Annotated in this window: 17 protein-coding genes; all 17 read right to left on the minus strand. The window is 61.3% G+C overall.

Translation table 11 applies throughout. The features are described 5' to 3' along the window. Positions 1-38: 38 nt before the first annotated feature. The 17 genes from fliY to fliP all read right to left on the minus strand — a co-directional run bounded on the left by fliY (position 39) and on the right by fliP (position 16,650). Positions 39-1,322: a flagellar motor switch phosphatase FliY gene (gene fliY, locus GFC01_RS03915; RefSeq protein ID WP_152945336.1), complete on the minus strand. Its 1,284-nt coding sequence runs from the start codon at positions 1,320-1,322 to the stop codon at positions 39-41. Next, the gene (fliM, locus tag GFC01_RS03920; RefSeq protein WP_152945337.1) at positions 1,322-2,305 is read right to left on the minus strand and encodes a flagellar motor switch protein FliM; all 984 of its coding nucleotides are present in this window, start codon (positions 2,303-2,305) and stop codon (positions 1,322-1,324) included. The genes fliY and fliM overlap by 1 nt, the downstream gene beginning before the upstream one ends. Positions 2,306-2,328: 23 nt before the next feature. Next, a complete protein-coding gene (locus GFC01_RS03925; RefSeq protein WP_341473742.1) occupies positions 2,329-2,706 on the minus strand; it encodes a response regulator in 378 nt (125 codons plus the stop codon). Between the two features lie 13 nt (positions 2,707-2,719). Further along, positions 2,720-3,355, minus strand: coding sequence for a chemotaxis protein CheC (locus GFC01_RS03930; protein ID WP_341473743.1), 636 nt, complete (start codon positions 3,353-3,355; stop codon positions 2,720-2,722). Continuing rightward, the gene (locus tag GFC01_RS03935) at positions 3,352-4,200 is read right to left on the minus strand and encodes a CheR family methyltransferase (protein ID WP_423244367.1); all 849 of its coding nucleotides are present in this window, start codon (positions 4,198-4,200) and stop codon (positions 3,352-3,354) included. The genes GFC01_RS03930 and GFC01_RS03935 overlap by 4 nt, the downstream gene beginning before the upstream one ends. A gap of 1 nt (position 4,201) precedes the next feature. Beyond that, positions 4,202-4,711, minus strand: a complete 510-nt coding sequence (locus GFC01_RS03940) for a chemotaxis protein CheD (RefSeq protein ID WP_152945339.1) — start codon at positions 4,709-4,711, stop codon at positions 4,202-4,204. Positions 4,712-4,775: 64 nt separating this feature from the next. Next, entirely contained in the window at positions 4,776-5,633 is an 858-nt protein-coding gene (locus tag GFC01_RS03945) for a flagellar hook-basal body protein (RefSeq protein ID WP_152945340.1), read from the minus strand. A gap of 359 nt (positions 5,634-5,992) precedes the next feature. Next, positions 5,993-6,763, minus strand: a complete 771-nt coding sequence (gene flgF / locus GFC01_RS03950; protein WP_152945341.1) for a flagellar basal-body rod protein FlgF — start codon at positions 6,761-6,763, stop codon at positions 5,993-5,995. A gap of 381 nt (positions 6,764-7,144) precedes the next feature. Continuing rightward, positions 7,145-7,894: a FliA/WhiG family RNA polymerase sigma factor gene (locus tag GFC01_RS03955; RefSeq protein ID WP_152945342.1), complete on the minus strand. Its 750-nt coding sequence runs from the start codon at positions 7,892-7,894 to the stop codon at positions 7,145-7,147. A gap of 12 nt (positions 7,895-7,906) precedes the next feature. Beyond that, positions 7,907-8,542: a flagellar brake protein gene (locus GFC01_RS03960; RefSeq protein WP_152945343.1), complete on the minus strand. Its 636-nt coding sequence runs from the start codon at positions 8,540-8,542 to the stop codon at positions 7,907-7,909. Positions 8,543-8,892: 350 nt separating this feature from the next. Then, positions 8,893-9,819 carry a MinD/ParA family protein gene (locus GFC01_RS03965; protein WP_341473744.1) on the minus strand — a complete coding sequence of 309 codons (927 nt, stop codon included), beginning with the start codon at positions 9,817-9,819 and terminating at the stop codon, positions 8,893-8,895. Continuing rightward, positions 9,800-11,200: a flagellar biosynthesis protein FlhF gene (locus tag GFC01_RS19930; RefSeq protein ID WP_152945344.1), complete on the minus strand. Its 1,401-nt coding sequence runs from the start codon at positions 11,198-11,200 to the stop codon at positions 9,800-9,802. Before GFC01_RS19930 ends, GFC01_RS03965 begins: the two co-directional genes overlap by 20 nt. A gap of 82 nt (positions 11,201-11,282) precedes the next feature. After that, positions 11,283-13,361 carry a flagellar biosynthesis protein FlhA gene (gene flhA, locus GFC01_RS03975; protein ID WP_152945345.1) on the minus strand — a complete coding sequence of 693 codons (2,079 nt, stop codon included), beginning with the start codon at positions 13,359-13,361 and terminating at the stop codon, positions 11,283-11,285. 68 nt (positions 13,362-13,429) lie between these two features. Further along, positions 13,430-14,497, minus strand: coding sequence for a flagellar biosynthesis protein FlhB (gene flhB, locus GFC01_RS03980; protein WP_152945346.1), 1,068 nt, complete (start codon positions 14,495-14,497; stop codon positions 13,430-13,432). A 61-nt stretch (positions 14,498-14,558) separates the two neighbouring features. Beyond that, positions 14,559-15,329: a flagellar biosynthetic protein FliR gene (gene fliR, locus GFC01_RS03985; protein ID WP_152945347.1), complete on the minus strand. Its 771-nt coding sequence runs from the start codon at positions 15,327-15,329 to the stop codon at positions 14,559-14,561. Positions 15,330-15,473: 144 nt separating this feature from the next. Next, positions 15,474-15,743: a flagellar biosynthesis protein FliQ gene (gene fliQ, locus GFC01_RS03990; protein ID WP_152945348.1), complete on the minus strand. Its 270-nt coding sequence runs from the start codon at positions 15,741-15,743 to the stop codon at positions 15,474-15,476. A gap of 169 nt (positions 15,744-15,912) precedes the next feature. After that, positions 15,913-16,650 carry a flagellar type III secretion system pore protein FliP gene (fliP, locus tag GFC01_RS03995; protein ID WP_341473747.1) on the minus strand — a complete coding sequence of 246 codons (738 nt, stop codon included), beginning with the start codon at positions 16,648-16,650 and terminating at the stop codon, positions 15,913-15,915. Positions 16,651-16,673: the final 23 nt, after the last annotated feature.

A 16,673-nucleotide genomic window follows, 5' to 3' on the forward strand; every position in this document is an offset into this window, starting at 1 on the left:
GTGCATTCCTGCCTGTTTCTGTTATTTTTTCATTTTCTTTAGTGTTTGGGGCCCAGCTGCTCCACCCTTTCCGCCGGGCTGATGATGCTGGTGATGCGCACGCCGAAGTTTTCGTTGACCACCACCACTTCCCCCCGGGCCACCAGGGTGCCGTTGACCAGCACCTCCACCGGTTCGTCCACCAGGGAGGACAGCTCTACTATCGCCCCCGGCGTCAGGCCCAGCACTTCTTTAATGGGCCGGCGGGTGCGGCCCAGGACCACGCTCACCTTCAGGGGGATGTCCAGCAAAAGCTCCAGCTTGCGCTGCTCTTCGTCGGTGAGGATGGAGAAACGGGCTCCACCGTTTCCGGGCAGGGCCGCGGCCGCCCGTGCTCCGCCGTTTAGCGGTGGCGGCTGGACAGGGCCGGCCGCCGCTTCCGGTTCCGGGGCGGCCGTTTGTTCCGCCACGGTGGCCTGCGCTGTCGGTTCCATGGTCTGGGCCAGCACCTGGCCCAAAAGCATGGCCGCCTCTTCCTTGGCCGTGGACATGCTCATGATCTGCATGATTTCCGTGTCCACCAGTTCACCGATGGTCATTTTGAAGGAGACCACCACGATGGGGTCTTCGGTGGGCAGACGGTAGTCCACGCCCCCGTCGGCGGCCACTTCCAGCACTTTGGTGGTGGGCGGGGAAATATTGATGGTACGGCGGAACATGGTGGCCAGGGAGGTGGAGGCGGTGCCGATCATCTGGTTCATGGCTTCCGAGGCGGCCGAAAGTTCCATTTCCGAAATCTGTTCCGCCAAACTGGTCCCGTCGCCCCCCATCATCAGGTCCGCCATAATCATGGCGTCTTTCAACTGGATGATCAGTATGTTGAAACCCTTCAGCCCCTCTATGAATTCCACCTGGATGATCACGTAGGGTATTTTGAAACTGGCGAAAAACTTTTCCTGCAGGCAGGTGGTCACCCGGGGGCTGGTGATGACCACCTTTTGATTGAGCAGTTCCGACAGGGTGGTGGCCGCCGAGCCCATGGAAATATTGCCTATTTCTCCCAGGGCATCCCTCTCCTCCGGGGTCAGGTCCACCGCCGGTTCACAGGCGTCGCTCAAGAGTCTGTTTTCCGGTGCATCCTCTGCCGGTGGTTCTTCCGGTTGCCCTGCGGGGGCCGGTTCTCCCGTTTCTTCCCCGGCCGGCTGCCCCGCCATTTCCACCGCCTCAGCCATGGCCGCGGCCGCCGTTTCTTTTTCCCCTTCCCCCGGCCGGGATTCTGCGTTGGCTTTTAAAAGGGCGTCTATCTCTTCCTGGCTAAGGAAATTTTTGCCGTTTTCCGACATTATGGTTCCTCCCCGGTCAGCGATACCACCTGTACCGCCAGTTTTTGACCCACCCGGCCGGCCTGTACGCCGAATTTGCGTTCCCCCTCCACGTACAGGTCCATGTCCTGGTTGATGCGGCGATTTAAAACCAGCACGTCCCCTTCCTGCATCTGCAGCAGTTCCCGTACGTTGATTTCCGTTTCCCCCAGATGCACGCTGATTTCCACCCGGGAAAAGCCGAGCCAGTAGCCCAGCCGGTCAATGTCTTCCGGCCGGGGAGCACCCACCTGGCGGCTGAACTGCTGGCGTACGGAAAGCCGGGAGATCACCGGTTCCATAAATATGTAAGGCAGGCATATGTTCAAAAAGCCCCGTTCCTCTTCGTTAATGGAAACGGAAAGGGTGATTAGAGCCACCACTTCATTGGGGGAGTAAAGCTGCTGCATCCTGGGGTTGGTTTCAATGGCCTGTATATCCGGCTCCACGGTGTAAAAGTCCTGCCAGGCCAGGGCCAGGTGCTCCAGGATGCGGGACATCAGGCGCCGCACCACCGTCAGCTCGATGTCGGTCAACTCGCGCATCTGGTCGCTGGAGCTGCCCGGACCGCCGAAAAGCAGGTCGATCATGGAGTACACCATCTGATTGTTTGCTTCCAGGAGGGCCGATCCTTCCAGGGGCTTCAGGGTGAATATGATCAGGGTCGTGGGGCTGGGAATGGATCGGATGAACTCCTCGTAAATCAACTGCCCCACGGAAACCACTTCCACGTTTACCGAGGAATGCAGGTACCCGGAAAGAAAGCTGGAAAGCAGCCTGGCAAAATGCTGGTGGAGCATCTCCAGGGTGCGCAGGTGTTCCTTGGAAAACTTGTTGGGCCGCCGGAAGTCGTATGTCTTGACCTGCGGTGTCAGGGGCTTCTGTGCCTCTTCCAGGCTCAGCTCCCCGGAAGTGAGGGCCGCCAGCAGGGAGTCTATTTCCCCCTGGCTCAATACTTCCTGCATCGTCTTTCCCCCTTTGCCGTCCGTCAGGCCCGGGCGGAGCGGGACAGCACCCGCTCAATGGCCTGCAGGATACGGTCCTGCTGGAAGGGCTTGACAATAAAATCCTTTGCCCCGGCCTGAATGGCGTCCATCACCATGGCCTGCTGGCCCATGGCGCTGCACATGATGATGTTGGCGTTGGGATCGATGGCCCGGATGGCCTTTACCGCATCAATGCCGTCCATTTCCGGCATGGTGATGTCCATGGTGACCAGATCGGGTTTCAATTCGGCGTACATTTTCACGGCTTCTTTGCCGTTTTCGGCCTCCCCGGCCACTTCGTAACCATTCTTGGTAATGATGTTTTTAATCATCATGCGCATGAAGGCAGCGTCGTCAACTACCAGGATCTTCTTACCCACTGCTGTTTCCTCCTCACGTATTTTCACTCCCGCCACCACTTACGCCCAGGGCGGAGATCAGGCGATCAATGGCTCCTGGTTCGGTAAGCAGGAAAAAATGCCCTTTAATTTGCACTTCCAGATCATGAAACAGTTCCGTCTCTATAACCAGCACCTGGTCTTCCACCCGGCCGGCCGCCACCATCAGGGAGGTGAGCACCGCACCCAGCATATCAAAGGCAAAGAGGGGCACGGTGGTGATCATATTCAGGCCGGTCATCATGCCGATGGCGCTGATAAAGGAGCCGGTAAGCACATTACCCACTTCTTTGATGGCCGACTCGGCCATTTCATCCAGGGCGGCGGTGGTGCCCACGGGGGCACCTATGAGCATATCCACCAGGCGGTAGGTGCTTTCCTCGTTGAAAACATACAGCACCATTCCCGGGGCGTCTCCCAGCACCCGCAGGCTGACGCAGCCCACCAGCTCCTCATAGCCCCCGATCATATTGATCATTTCTTCGTAAGGTAGAAAGCAGGTGCGGGGAACGTGCATGCTCACCCGCCGGTTGATCAGCTGGGCCAGGGAGGTAACGGCATTGCCCAGACCGATGTTGCCCACTTCCTTCAATGCGTCCAGCTCTACCGGGGACAGAATGCGGTAGCTCACCGTCCCACCCCCTTTCCGGTCAACCGCCGGTAAAAACAGATGCTGGCCTTTTCCAGTCCCAGTTCCTGATAGTTAAAGATCATTTCACTGCCTCCGATGAAGAGGATGCCTCCCGGGGCCAGCGCCTGGGCCAGCCGGGCGTTCAGCCGTTCCTGGGCTTCCCGGGTGAAATATATGGTTACATTGCGGCACAGGATCAGATCGTAATCCCGGCCGAAGGGGTCGCTTAGAAGGTCGTGGCGCCGGAAAGTCACCCGCCGGCGAAGGGTTTCGTTTATCCGGTAAGAGTTCCCCTCCCGGGTGAAGAACCGGGCCAGTCTCGGGGGTGTAACGTTCCGGACGGCTTCCGGCGGGTAGATACCCTCCTTTGCTTTGGCCAGGATGTTCTGATCTATGTCCGTGGCTTCCAGGTGGTGGATGCGTCCCGGGGTCATTTCTTCCAGGATGATGGCCATGGAATAGGGCTCCGCCCCGGTGGCGCAGGCGGCGCTCCATATTTTCAGCCTGCCTTTTTGCTGTAAAAGCTGGGGCAGGTAGACCTTTTCCAGTTCCGCGAACCTCTGGGGGTCCCGGAAAAACTCGGATACGTTTATGGTCAGGTATTCCAGAAAAGATTCGTAAAAGGATCTGTCGCTCTGCAGCTTTTGAAAGAGGGCGTCGTAACCGGACAGCTGCCTGCGGGTAATATAGGCCTCCAGCCGTCTTTTCAACTGGGTTTCCTTGTAGCTGTTCAGGTCCAGCCGGAAGGCCCGTCCCACCATTTCCTTGAACCGGGCAAAATCCATATGCGGGAGTTTGCTGTTAACGGGACTGCCGGTAAATTTTCCACGGGGCATATCTGGCATTTCAGATCACCTTTAACTTGTTGCCCAGCATACGTATGCTCACCTGTCCGGTACTGGTGTCAAAGATCATGGTGCGGCCCCGGTTGCCCCCCACTTCCTCGGCCAGGATGGGAATGCCGTATTCTTTGAGCATCTGGCGGGCTTTTTCCACATTGCGCTGGCCGATGTTCAGAATCATTTTGCTGTCCAGACCGGAAAACATCTGCGCCCCGCCCACCAGTTTGGCCTTTAAGCGGGAGGGGCTGGCGCCCTCTTTCTGCATTTCCTGAATTAACAAAGGGATGCCCAGGTCGGCGAACTTGGCCGGTTTGGTTACGTTGGTGAACTGAGTGCTGTCGGGGAGCATCAGGTGCAGCAGCCCCCCCAGTTTTAATGCGGGGTCGTATAGGCTGACCCCCACGCAGGAACCCAGGCCCAGGGTGATCAACCGGGCCGGTTCCCTGGCTGTTTTATAGTCGGCGATGCCGACCTGAATCTCCACTATGTTGTTTATAGCCCTGGCCGGCTCCATTCCAGTCCCCCTTTTGGGGGATGATGCCGCCGGTTGTCATGGCTTCCCGGCAGCCTCCTCCCCTTTATTTGCGCATGTTGTTGGCCATGCTCCACAATTCGTCGGCCGTGCGGACAACCTGCAGGTCCAGCTGGTAGGCCCGCTGCGCTTCGATCAGGTCCACCAGTTCCCGGGTGATGTCGGCGTTGGAACCTTCCAACCAGCCCTGGGCCAGGGAACCCACGCCGTTTTGTTCCGGGAATCCCACCACCGGCGGACCGCTTTCAGCCGTGGCCAGGTACAGGTTGTCGCCCCGGGAGGCCAGCCCGGCCGGATTGTTGAAGGTGTACAGGGACAGCCGGCCCAGTTCTTCGTATTGCTGTTCACTGTTTATTATCGTCACCCGCCCGTCGGAATGAAGGGTGAGAGAACTATATCCCGGTGGTAAAGATATTTCCGGATCCAGAAGATAGCCCTGCTGGGTGACTATGCGGCCGGTGGCGTCCACGGTAAAGCTGCCGGCCCGGGTATAGGCGTACTGACCGTTGGGCAGCAGCACCCGGAAAAACCCTTCCCCCTGAATGGCTGCATCCAGGGGCCGGCCGGTGCGGATCAAGGCGCCGGGGCGGAAATCCCGGGGGGTGGTGACCACCCGCACGCCGCTGCCGGCCTGTACCGGTGCTGCGGCACCGGCGGCTGCACCGGGGACAGCCGGCGCGCCCGGCGCGGCGGCACCACCCGGCGGATTGGCGGCCGGGGGGGCCGCGCCCGGCACGTTGGGAATGCCTTCCCGGCCCACTTCCTGGTAAAGCAGGTCGGCGAAGGTTACTCCCTGGCGCTTGTAACCGGCGGTGTTGATGTTGGCCAGGTTGTTGGCCCCGGTGTTCAGGCGGATCTGCTGTGCCGCCAGCCCGGCAGCGCCGGTGGATAAAGCTCGTAACATGGTATCACCTCGGTAATAGGTATGGGGCGGTGGCTTTGTGACTTTGTGACTTTGTGACAGGGGACGGTTCTCTGTCACGGACTGTTTTGTGACAGGGGACGGTTCTCTGTCACATTTTTCTGCGCATGTGACAGGGGACGGTTCTCTGTCACATTTTTCGGTGTCTTTTGCCCGTTAATTTTAGGGTATGTTTCCGGGGACTGTTTTCTGGCTCGGGTCATCCCTGGTGCTACCGGTTGGTTCGGTGCACAGATAGAAATGTGTCAAAGAACCGTCCCCCTGTCACACCCCTGTCACGAGAATGTGTCAAGGAACCGTCCCCTGTCACACAGTCCCCTGTCACACATGGGGCGGTGCGGTTACCGCAGTGCGCCCACCCGGTTTACGGCCAGTTCCAGCAACTGGTCCTCCACCTGCAGTATCCGCTGGTTCATTTCGTAGGAACGGGCCACGCTGATCAGCTGCACCATGGAAGCGGCCGGGTCCACGTTGGAGCCTTCCAGGTAACCCTGGCGCACCGCCGGGTTGGCCGCCGGCTGGGCGGCCCCGGCCGGGGCGGTGAAATAGTTATCCCCGGTTTTGGATACCTGGTCCAGGTTGGCAAAGGTGACCACCTGCAGGCGGGCCACCACACCCTGGCCGGGCAGGACGATTTCGCCGGCGTCATTGATCTGGAAATCCCTCCGGCCCACCTGGATGGGACCGGCTTCCCCCAGCACCCGGTTGCCCCGGGAGTCCACCAGGTAGCCCTGATTGTCCAGGTCCAGGCGCCCGTCCCGGGTGTAGCGGTCCCCGGCGGGCGTCTGCACCACCAGGAAGGTGGCGGCGTCAGCCAGGGCCACATCCGTGTTCCGGCCGGTTTGTTTCAGCGTACCCGGGGCCAGGCTGGTGATTGTTTGGGTGACGGCGGCTCCCTGGTTGTTGACGCCCACATAGCGCCAGCCCGGGTCCACCGGCACGGTACGGTCCTCCTGCCGGGCGATGAGCAAAAGTTCGGAAAAGGGTTTCTGGATCAGGTTATCTGCCTTGTAGCCGCTGGTGGAGGCATTGGCCAGGTTGTTGGCCAGCAAATCCAGCCGGGCCTGGTTTACGCCCAGCCCGGAGGCGGTGGTATAGATGCCGCGGAGCATGTTTGTATTTATACCTCCTTTGTGTCAGGGGACGGTTCTCTGACACACTTTTTGTTGTCTTTTTCGCGTTGATGTTAGGGTATGTTTCTGGGGACTATTTCCTGACTCTTGTCCTCCGTAGTGCTACCGGTCGGTGCAGTGCACATGATTGAAGTGTGTCAAAGAACCGTCCCCTGTCACATTGCTGTCACCTACGGAAATGTGTCAAGGAACCGTCCCCTGTCACAGTTCATGATTGAAGTGTGTCAAGGAACCGTCCCCTGTCACACTCCCGGAAATGTGTCAAAGAACCGTCCCCTGTCACACCCCTGACAGTTTGATTGAAATGTGTCAAAGAACCGTCCCCTGTCACATTGAAATGTGTCAAAGAACCGTCCCCTGTCACAGTTCCGATAGTTTTTTGCGCAGGCGGTTGATGGCCCGGCTGTGCAGCTGGCATACCCGGGATTCGGACACTCCCAGAACGGCCCCTATTTCCTTTAAGGTCAGGCCCTCCTGGTAGTACAGGGCCAGCACCAGCCGGTCCTTTTCCGGCAGGCTTTCGATGGCCCGGGCCAGCATTTCCCGGTCCTCTTCCCCGGAGATACGTTCCAGGGGGTCGGGGCTGGACTCGTCCGGCAGGAGATCGCCCAAACGTACGGGTTCGCCATTGCCCGTGGCCACCATTTCTTCCAGGGAGAGGGTGAACAGCCGGTGCAGCTGGCTGTCCAGGTAATGCACTTCCGCCTGGCTGACACCCATTTCCCGGGCCACCATCTCCACGGACACGGAATCCTGGCACTGCCTTTCCAGCTTCTCCCTCACCCCTTTCAACCTTTGCAGTTTGTACCACAGGGTGCGGGGCATCCAGTTGGCCCGGCGCACCTCGTCCAGCATGGCCCCCCGCACCCGGGCGTAGGCGTAGCCTTCAAAATCGTTGCCCCGGTCGGGGTCGAATTTGTCAATGGCTTCCATCAGGCCGAAAACGCCGCAGCTTTCCAGATCCTCCTGGCTCAGGCAGGCGGGCAGCTTGATGGCCAGCCGTCCGGCCAGGTGCTTTACCAGCCACAGGTAGGAAAGGATCAGTTCCTGCCGGACGGCCGGGTCCCCGGTCCGCTTGTACTTCCGCCAGAGTTCCTCCTTGCGGTCCATATGATCACGCCCCTAGCGCAGCCGGGCCTGTTCGCCCATGCGCTGGAAGATATAACGGACGATCAGGTCTTGCTGTGCCGTGGTTATGTCCACAAACTCCAGGGCCACATGGTGGCCGCCGTCTTCCATTGCAAAAAGGCGCACCACCCGGCCCTTCAGCTCCATTTTCCTGAGACCCTCGCGCAGGGGCAGGTTAAACTGCAGGAGCAGTTCCGCCCCGGCCTGAACCGGTTCGTTTACGGCCAGGCGCATACCACCGCCGCTCATATCCACCGTATAGGCCCTTTTATAACGCGGGCGGCGGTTGGGGGCCGGCGGATGGGCGTAATGGACTTCCAGAGTGGTTTTCAAACGCACGTGGCTGCGCTGCTGCACCCGCTGTATTTCCCCCGTCCTGGCCAGGCGGTACAGGGGAACGGAATCTTCGGTGCGTCCCAGGCAGCGGGCTGGAAAAACGAAACTGGCGCTTTCTTCGGCGTACCGCACCTGGACGTTGTCGCCCGGCGACAGGATGAGCGCGTTTCCCCGCAGGCGGGGCAGGGCGATGTATATTTCCCCGTTTTTTATGTCCTGAATGGTGGAGGCATACCAGTCCCGTTCCCCTTCTCTGGCCACCTGTATTTTCTTGTTGATGGTTAGCTGCTGCAAAAGGACTTACCTCCCCGGCGGGGGCGGGAAACAGCCTCCGCCACCGCCAACTGCTTTCGGCAGAATAACGCTGTAAACATACCGGTTGCCGGCCCATAGGGGTAATATCAGGGGGTCAGATGCCATTGCCATACATGATTGAGATCCTGAATGACCGAAGCATGCCAATTCCTTTCCCCTTCCCGGGCCACCTGTATTTTCAGGTTATGGTCAGCTTTTTCAATTTGAGCAACCTCCTTGCGGCCGCCGGGACAACACCCGGTCACCCGCCCTTCCGACTGATTAAATTAGCCTTCCGTCGCCATTGGTCCTGCTGATGCCACTTAACGACGCGCTCTTTTGCCGTGGAATCAACCGAATATCTTCAACAGCCGGCCCACGAAACCCCGCGCTCCCGGTGGCGGGGCCTCTTCCCGGCGGCCGGTGGCCAGGGTGCGGGCCATGGCGGTCACATTCCGCGCGGCCCGGCAGCGGGGGTCCGCCAGAACGAAGGGCCTCTGCTCCCGCACCGCCCGGTTCACCGCCCGGTCTTCCGGCAGGTGACCCAGGTAATTGACCGGCAGGTTCAGGAAGCGTTCAGCCACCATTTCCACCCTCCTGGCCGTGGCCAGGGCCTCCTGGTCACCGGCGGCGCGGTTGATCACCAGCAGCACTTCCCGGTGGGAACGGAAGCGGGCCAGCACCTTGATCAGGCTGTAGCCGTCGGTGAGGGAAGTGGGTTCGGGGGTGATCACCACAATCACTTCCCCGGCGGCGGCCAGGAACCCCAGCACGTTTTTGGAAAGTCCCGCCCCGGTGTCGATGAGTATGTAATCCGCCAGGGTGTCCAGAACGGCCAGGGAGGAAATCAACCGCTGCCGGCGGGCCCGGTCCAGGTTGGCCAGTTCCAGGAAGCCCGAGCCGCCGGAAATAAACTGGATTCCCCCGGGAGCCGGCAACAGCACCTCCCGGATGTCCCGGTTCCGGTACAGGCAGTCGTAGATGGTATAAGGGGGGCTCACCCCCAGGAGCACTTCCACATTGGCCAGGCCCAGGTCGGCGTCCAGGATGATCACCCGCCGGTTTAAAGAGGCCAGGGCCAGGCCCAGGTTTACCGTCAGGTTGCTTTTACCCACGCCCCCCTTGCCGCTGGTGACGGCTATAACCCGGGCGGCGCCGGCGGCCGGTCCCGCCGCCGTCAGGAATGTGTCTTCCTCATACTGGTCCACCGGGGGGCGGGCGCCCGCGGGGCGGCCGTAGATGCGCCCCCCGGCTGCCTTAAAAGTCCGGCCCCACACCGTCCTCTCCCCCTTCCAGGAGCAGGGCGGCCAGTTTACGGGGGGTTACAGGCACCAGGTCGTCGGGGACGTTCTGCCCGGTGGTGATGTAGGCCACCGGACGGCCCGTGCGGTGGACCAGGTTCAGCGCCCCGCCCCTGGTCCTGGTTTCGTCCAGCTTGGTAAAGATGATCTGCGAGTAGCCGGCCCGGGCGAATTCCCCGGCGGCATGCAGCAGGTCCCGGTTGCGGGTGGTGGCGCTCAACACCAGGTAAATCCCGGTCTCCGGGGGCAACACATCCAGGAAGCCCTTTAATTTGAGCAGTTGGCCGGCATTGCGGCAGGAGATGCCTTCGGTATCTATGTACAGGGCGTCCCGGTCCCGGTGGGCTTCCACCGCCGCCGCCAGTTCCGCCGGGGTCATGACCACTTCCACCGGCACGCCCATGTTCTGGCCGTAAAATTTCAGCTCCTCCACCACGCCGAAGCGGTGGCTGTAAACGGCCACCAGGGCGATATTTTTTCCTTCCAAAAGGGCCCGGCGGGTGGCCAGCTTGGCCAGGGTGGTGGTTTTGCCCACCCCCGTGGGGCCGATAAAGGCGCAGATGCCGCCCCCGTCCCCCACTTTTCTATAGGCGTCCCGCACCAGGGAGCTGATCCGCTTTGTCAGCTGCAGACCCAGGAGATCTTCCCGGTCCGCGCCTGGTGCATCCACCACCAGATCCTGGAGCAGCTCATCCACCAGCGCGGCTTCCACCTCCCCGTCCAGCAGGTGCCGCCGCCATTGATCCGTTACGTCCCCGTTCATCAGTAATTCCTCCTGTTTCTTCAGGATTATATTAAATGGAGAGGGATTGTTTTCCTCCTTTTCCGGTCCCGTATACATGGGAATATTTTCTCCGGTATCCCCTGCCGCTTCCCCGGGCGGGAGCGGGGGTGATCCGGCACGCCCGGCGGCATTGGATGTACGGGACCGCTCCAGGGTCATGGTCTCGCCGGAATATCCGCCCCCGAAGGAACGAGCCGGATATCCGTCCGCAGCGCAGGCGGTCGCAAACCTGCCGGCGGCAGGTGCATGAAGCCTCCCCGGGGCCGGCGGCGGATCCGGGAACCTGGCGGCCGGTGGTGCGCCGGGCCGGCTTCCCATCGGAGGTCCGGAGTGAAGCTGTTCCAGCCCCTGGTAATTTGCACCTCCCGGGGGCAGGGAGCCGGCCGGGGCTGGCCCGGGGGGCAGTTCATCCATGGCGGCGGTCACTTCCAGCTGCACGGGACGGAAAAAGTCCAGGATGTTTTTCCGGGGCAGGCGGTAGCTGCTGATGATCACCGCGTCGGGGCCCAGATCTTCTTTAATCAGGCGCATGGCTTCCTGCATTTCCCGCACCACGTATTTTTTAATTTTCACCGGCCGTCACCACCTTGCGTGGGAAATTTATATGCCGCGCCAGACACACCGCAGGAGCCGCCAAAATTTGGAATATTAATTTTCACTCCACGCTCACCGTCCCCACTACCTCCACTTCAAAGCCCGGGGCGATTTCATTCAGGGAGAGCACGGCCACCGCCGGCAGGCTGCGCTCAATGAGCCGCCGGAAGGGCAGCCGTATGCGGGGTGAACAGAGCACCACCGGCGAAAGCCCCTTCAGGCTGATCTTTTCGGCCTGTTCCCGCAGCCGGTCCAGGATCTTTCTGGCCAGCCCCGGTTCCAGCACCGGGTAGGATCCCAGCTGGGTGGGCTGGATGGCGTCGGTGACGGCCTGCTCCAGCCGGGGGTGCAGGGTGAGCACCACCAGCTTGTTTTCCGGCGTCAGGTACTGCCGGCTGATGGTGCGGGAAAGGCGGCTGCGCACATGTTCGGTGAGAAAATCGCTTTCCCGGTTCAACCGGACGCCGTCGGCCAGGGCTTCGCAGATGGTCACCAGGTCCCGCACGGGCACCCTCTCCCGCAGCAGGTTCTGCAGCACCTTCTGCACTTCCCCCAGGGTCAAAAGGTCCGGCACCAGTTCCTCCACCACCGCCGGGTCCTTTTCCTTGATGGCTTCCAGCAGTTCCTTCACTTCCTGGCGGCCCAGCAGCTCAAAGGCGTGGGCCTTGATGAATTCCGTCAGGTGGGTGACCATGACGGTGGAGGGGTCCACCACCGTCAGCCCCGCCAGTTCCAGCTTCTCCTTTTCCCCGGCCGCCACCCACCAGGCGGGCAGGCCGAAGGTGGGTTCGGTGGTTGGGATGCCCGGCACGTCGGTGGCCTGTCCCGTGGGGTCCATCACCAGGTAATAGCCGGGCATCAGCTCCCCGGAGGCGCTTTCTTCCCCGCGGATCTTGAATATGTAGGCGTTGGGGGCCAGCTGCAGGTTGTCCCGGATGCGGATGGGGCGCACGTAGATGCCCATCTCCATGGCGCACTGCCGGCGCACCGCCGCCAGCCGGGACAAAAGGTCACCGCCCTGGCTCTCGTCGGTGAGCGGTATCAGGTTATAGCCGATCTCAATCTGCAGGGGGTCCACCTGGAAGTAGGTGGTGACGTTTTCCGGCTCCCGGCGGGTTTCCTGCATCTGCCGCCGTACCCGGGCCTCCTGCCGGCTGGCCTCTTCCCTTTGTTTTTCCCGGACCAGGCTGCGGCCGGCCAGGAAGCTGACCCCCGACAGGATCAGGAACAATGCGTTGGGCATGGCCGGGATGAGCCCCAGCACAAAGAGGACGCCGGCCACTATATACATGATTTTGGGGAAGCCGGTGAACTGCCGGGAGATGTCCGTGCCGAAGTTGGCATCGGAAGTGGCCCGGGTGACCAGGATGCCCGCCGCCGTGGAAATGAGCACCGAAGGCACCTGGGCCACCAGACCGTCACCGATGGTGAGCACGGTGAAGGTGCGCAGGGCTTCACCCACGGGCATGCCCATCTGCAACGTGCCGATGACCAGGCCGCCCAGGATGTTCACCAGGGTGATGATGATGCCCGCTATGGCGTCGCCGCGGACGAATTTGCTGGCGCCGTCCATGGCCCCGTAGAAATCCGCTTCCCGCTGCAGTTTTTTGCGCCGTTCCCGGGCCTCGGCTTCGGTGATCAGGCCGGAGTTGAAATCGGCGTCGATGCTCATCTGCTTGCCGGGCATGGCATCCAGGGTGAACCGGGCGGCCACCTCGGCCACCCGGCCGGCGCCGCTGGTGATGACCACGAACTGGATGACGGTGATGATAAGAAAGACGATAAAACCCACCACGTAGTTGCCCCCGGCCACGAAGTGCCCGAAGGCGTCGATGACGTTGCCCGCATAGCCCTGGCCCAGGATCAGCCTGGTGGAGGAGATGTTCAGGGCCAGCCGGTACAGGGTGGTCACCAGCAAAAGGGACGGGAAGATGGAAAACTGCAGCGGCTCGGTGGTGAACATGGTGATGAGCAGGATCACCAGACCCAGGGTGATGCTGATGGACAGCAGCACGTCCAGGGCCCGGGGGGGCATGGGGATGATGATCATCAGCACGATACCCACGATGAGGCCGGCGATGAGCAGGTCGGTGTTGCGTTTTAATTGTGATCTTAAGGTTGTGCCGGGTGCGGGCGGCATACACTTTCCTCCTGAATTTGTTTCACTGAATGTTTCAGTAACCGTTATGGTGCCGACGGTAGTGATTTTTACACCGTCCGTTTCTTCAGCCGGTAGACCAGGGCCAGGATCTGGGCCACCGCCTGGTAGAGTTCCGCCGGTATCTCCCGGCCGATGTCCACCTGGTACAGCGCCCGGGCCACCGGCGGGTTTTCTATGACCGGCACGTTATGCTGCGCGGCCAGCTCCCGGATGCGCCGGGCCAGGTCCCCGGCCCCCTTGGCCACCACCAGGGGCGCGGACATCTCCTTTTCTTCGTAGCGCAGGGCCACCGCCAGGTGGGTGGGGTTGGTGATGACCACCGTGGCCCGGGGCACCTCCTGGCGGATGCGGTTGAGCAGGATCTGCCGCTGCCGGCGGCGCTGCCAGCCTTTGACCACCGGGTCCCCTTCGGTCTGTTTGAACTCGTCCTTCACTTCCTGTTTGGTCATGCGCAGGCCGCGGATATATTCCCAGCGCTGGTAGAAGAGGTCAATCACCGCCAGCAGCAGGTAGGTGCCGCCGGCCGCGGCGGCCACCGCCAGCATGACGCCGGCCACGGTGCCGAAGGCCGCCCGGGGCGACCGGTGAAAGACCAGCAGCAGTTCGTCCAGGTGGGCCTTCACCACCAGGTAACTGACCCCTGCCACCACCAACACTTTGATCATGCCCTTGCCCAGCTCCACCAGGGTGCGCAGGCTGAACATGCGGGAAAGGCCGCTTACCGGGTTCAACCGCTCCAGGTTGGGCCTCACCACTTCCGGGGCGAAGATGAAACCGCTTTGGGCCAGGTGCACCGCCAGGCCCGCCCCCATGAGCACCAGGAAAAAGGGGGTGAACATCCATAATGCCCCCCGGCCGACCTCGTAGATGATCCGGGGCAGGTGCTCCGGCGCCAGGTCAAAGGAAAGGCAGCTGGCAAAATACCGGGAAAGCTGCCTCTCCCAGCCCTCCATGGCCGGCTTTTCCAGCAGGTAGCCCAGCAGTACGGCGGCCATCAGCACCACCGCCGCCGAGAAGTCCCGGCTTTTGGGCACCTGGCCTTTTTTCCGTGCCTCCTGCAGCCTCCGTGGGGTTGGAGCTTCGGTTTTTTGCTGGGCTCCGCCGCCCCCGGCCAATTCCCATCACCCCTTCCAAATAAGTTAATAAATCAGGTGCCTGGCACCCGTTGTTAACTTTTTATCCGGAGAGGCCCCGGATGACCGTGTGCAGGTCCTGCTCCATCATGCGCACCATGGCCCGGAAAACCACCCCGAACAGGGGCACCATCACGCTCAAAGTGAGTATGCCCAGGGCGATTTTCAAGGGGAAGCCCAGCATGAAGATGTTCATTTCCGGGGCGGTGCGGCCCAGGATGCCCAGGCAGATGTCGATGATCAGCACCACCGCCACCACCGGGGCGGCGATCTGCACGCCCAGGGCTACCATGCGGGCGAACATCTGCACCACCGCCAGGGTGGTGGTCCCGTCCAGGGAGGCGCCGGTTAAAGGCACCAGCTGGTAGCTCCTGGCCAGGCCGGCGATGAGCAGGTGGTGGCCGTCCAGGATGAGAAAGAGCACCATCCCCAGCAGGTACAGGAAGCGGGAGGTGATGGTGGCCTGGTGGCCCATGGCCGGGTCGAAAAGGTTGGCCATGAAAAAGCCCATCTGGATGTCCATGATCTGGCCGGCCATATTCAGGCTCTGGAAGACCAGGGTGGTCACAAAGCCCAGGACCAGCCCCACCCCCGCCTCTTCCGCCGCCGCCAGGCCAAAGCCCGGCAGGCCACCCGGGAAGTTCGGCCCGGTCTGCGGCACCACGGGGAAAAGCACCACCGCCAGCGCAAAGGCCATGCCGGCCTTGAACGGCCGGGGGACGCTGGGGAAAAAGAACAGCGGCCCCGCGGCCAGAAAGGCGCTGGCCCGGATGAAGATCAGGATGAAGGTGGCCACCAGTTCGTAGTTGAGCAAGGTAATTTGCCTCCATAAAAAAGGGGACTGGCTGCTTTTTAACCGGCAGGCGTGCTTCCCGGAAAGTGTCCGCCGGGGAAGGCCGGCTGTTTTATGTTACACCGGTTCTCTTCCAGAACACGGCTTTTTCGCCAATAGCTGCTGTTAGCCCGTGAGGGTGGGCAGCCGGTCGAAAAGCCGGGTGGTGAAACCGGTCATCAGCCGGATCATCCACGGGGCGGTGACGGCCAGCACCAGGAATACGGCGATGATTTTGGGCACAAAGGTCAGGGACTGCTCCTGCACCTGGGTGGTGGCCTGCAGGATGCTGATCACCAGACCCACCAGCAGCGACACGGCCAGGGTGGGCAGGGACAGGATCAGGATCATCATCAGCGCTTCCCGGGCGATCTGGATAACAAGGGTGTCGGTCAAAACGGCCACCTCCCAAAATACTGTGTCAGGGGACGGTTCTCTGACACATTTTTGTTGGTGAGAACGGGAAGTTGCCATGGGTGGCTCCCGCGCAAGCGAAGCCTTTTCCGCCTTTGCTTTCGCCTGGAGGCGGGGGCTTTCTGGTTCATTGACTGCAGCCTCAGGGGTCTTAGTGGAAGCTTTCCACCAGGGAGCGCACCACCAGGTACCAGCCGTCCACCATGACAAAGAGCAAAAGTTTGAACGGCAGCGAGATCATCACCGGCGGCAGCATGAACATGCCCATGGACATGAGGGCGCTGGCCACCACCATATCGATCACCAGGAAGGGCACATATAAAAGGAAGCCCATTTGAAAGGCGGTTTTCAGCTCGCTGATCACAAAGGCCGGGATGACCACCGTGATGGGCAGTTCGTCGGCATTATTGGGCTGGGGCAATTTGGCCAGGCTCACAAACAGAGCCAGGTCCTTTTCCCGGGTTTGCTTCAACATAAAAGCTTTCAGGGGTTTGCCCGCCGCCTCAAAGGCCTGTTCCTGGGTCAGCTGATTATTTAAATAGGGCTGCAGCGCCTGCCGGTTGATCTCCTGAAAGGTGGGCGTCATCACAAAGGCCGTTAAAAACAGGGCCAGGCCGATGATCACCTGGTTGGGCGGCGTCTGCTGGATGCCCAGGGCCCCCCGCAGGATGGACAGCACCACCACGATGCGGGTGAAGCTGGTGACCATGACCAGTATTCCGGGGGCCAGGGCCAGCACCGTCAGCAGTACCAGCAGTTTGACGCTGTCCACCACCTGGGCCGGGTTGTCCGTGGGGGTGACCCGCAGGTCGATGCCCGGCAGGGGCTGGGCCTGCCCGGCCCCTGGCACCGCCAGCAGGGCCGCCAGAAAAACCAGGGACGCCGGGATGTTTAACAAAATTTGTACCGGAC

Origin of the sequence: Desulfofundulus thermobenzoicus (assembly GCF_009428905.1) — a bacterium.
GTDB lineage: Bacteria > Bacillota > Desulfotomaculia > Desulfotomaculales > Desulfovirgulaceae > Desulfofundulus_A > Desulfofundulus_A thermobenzoicus.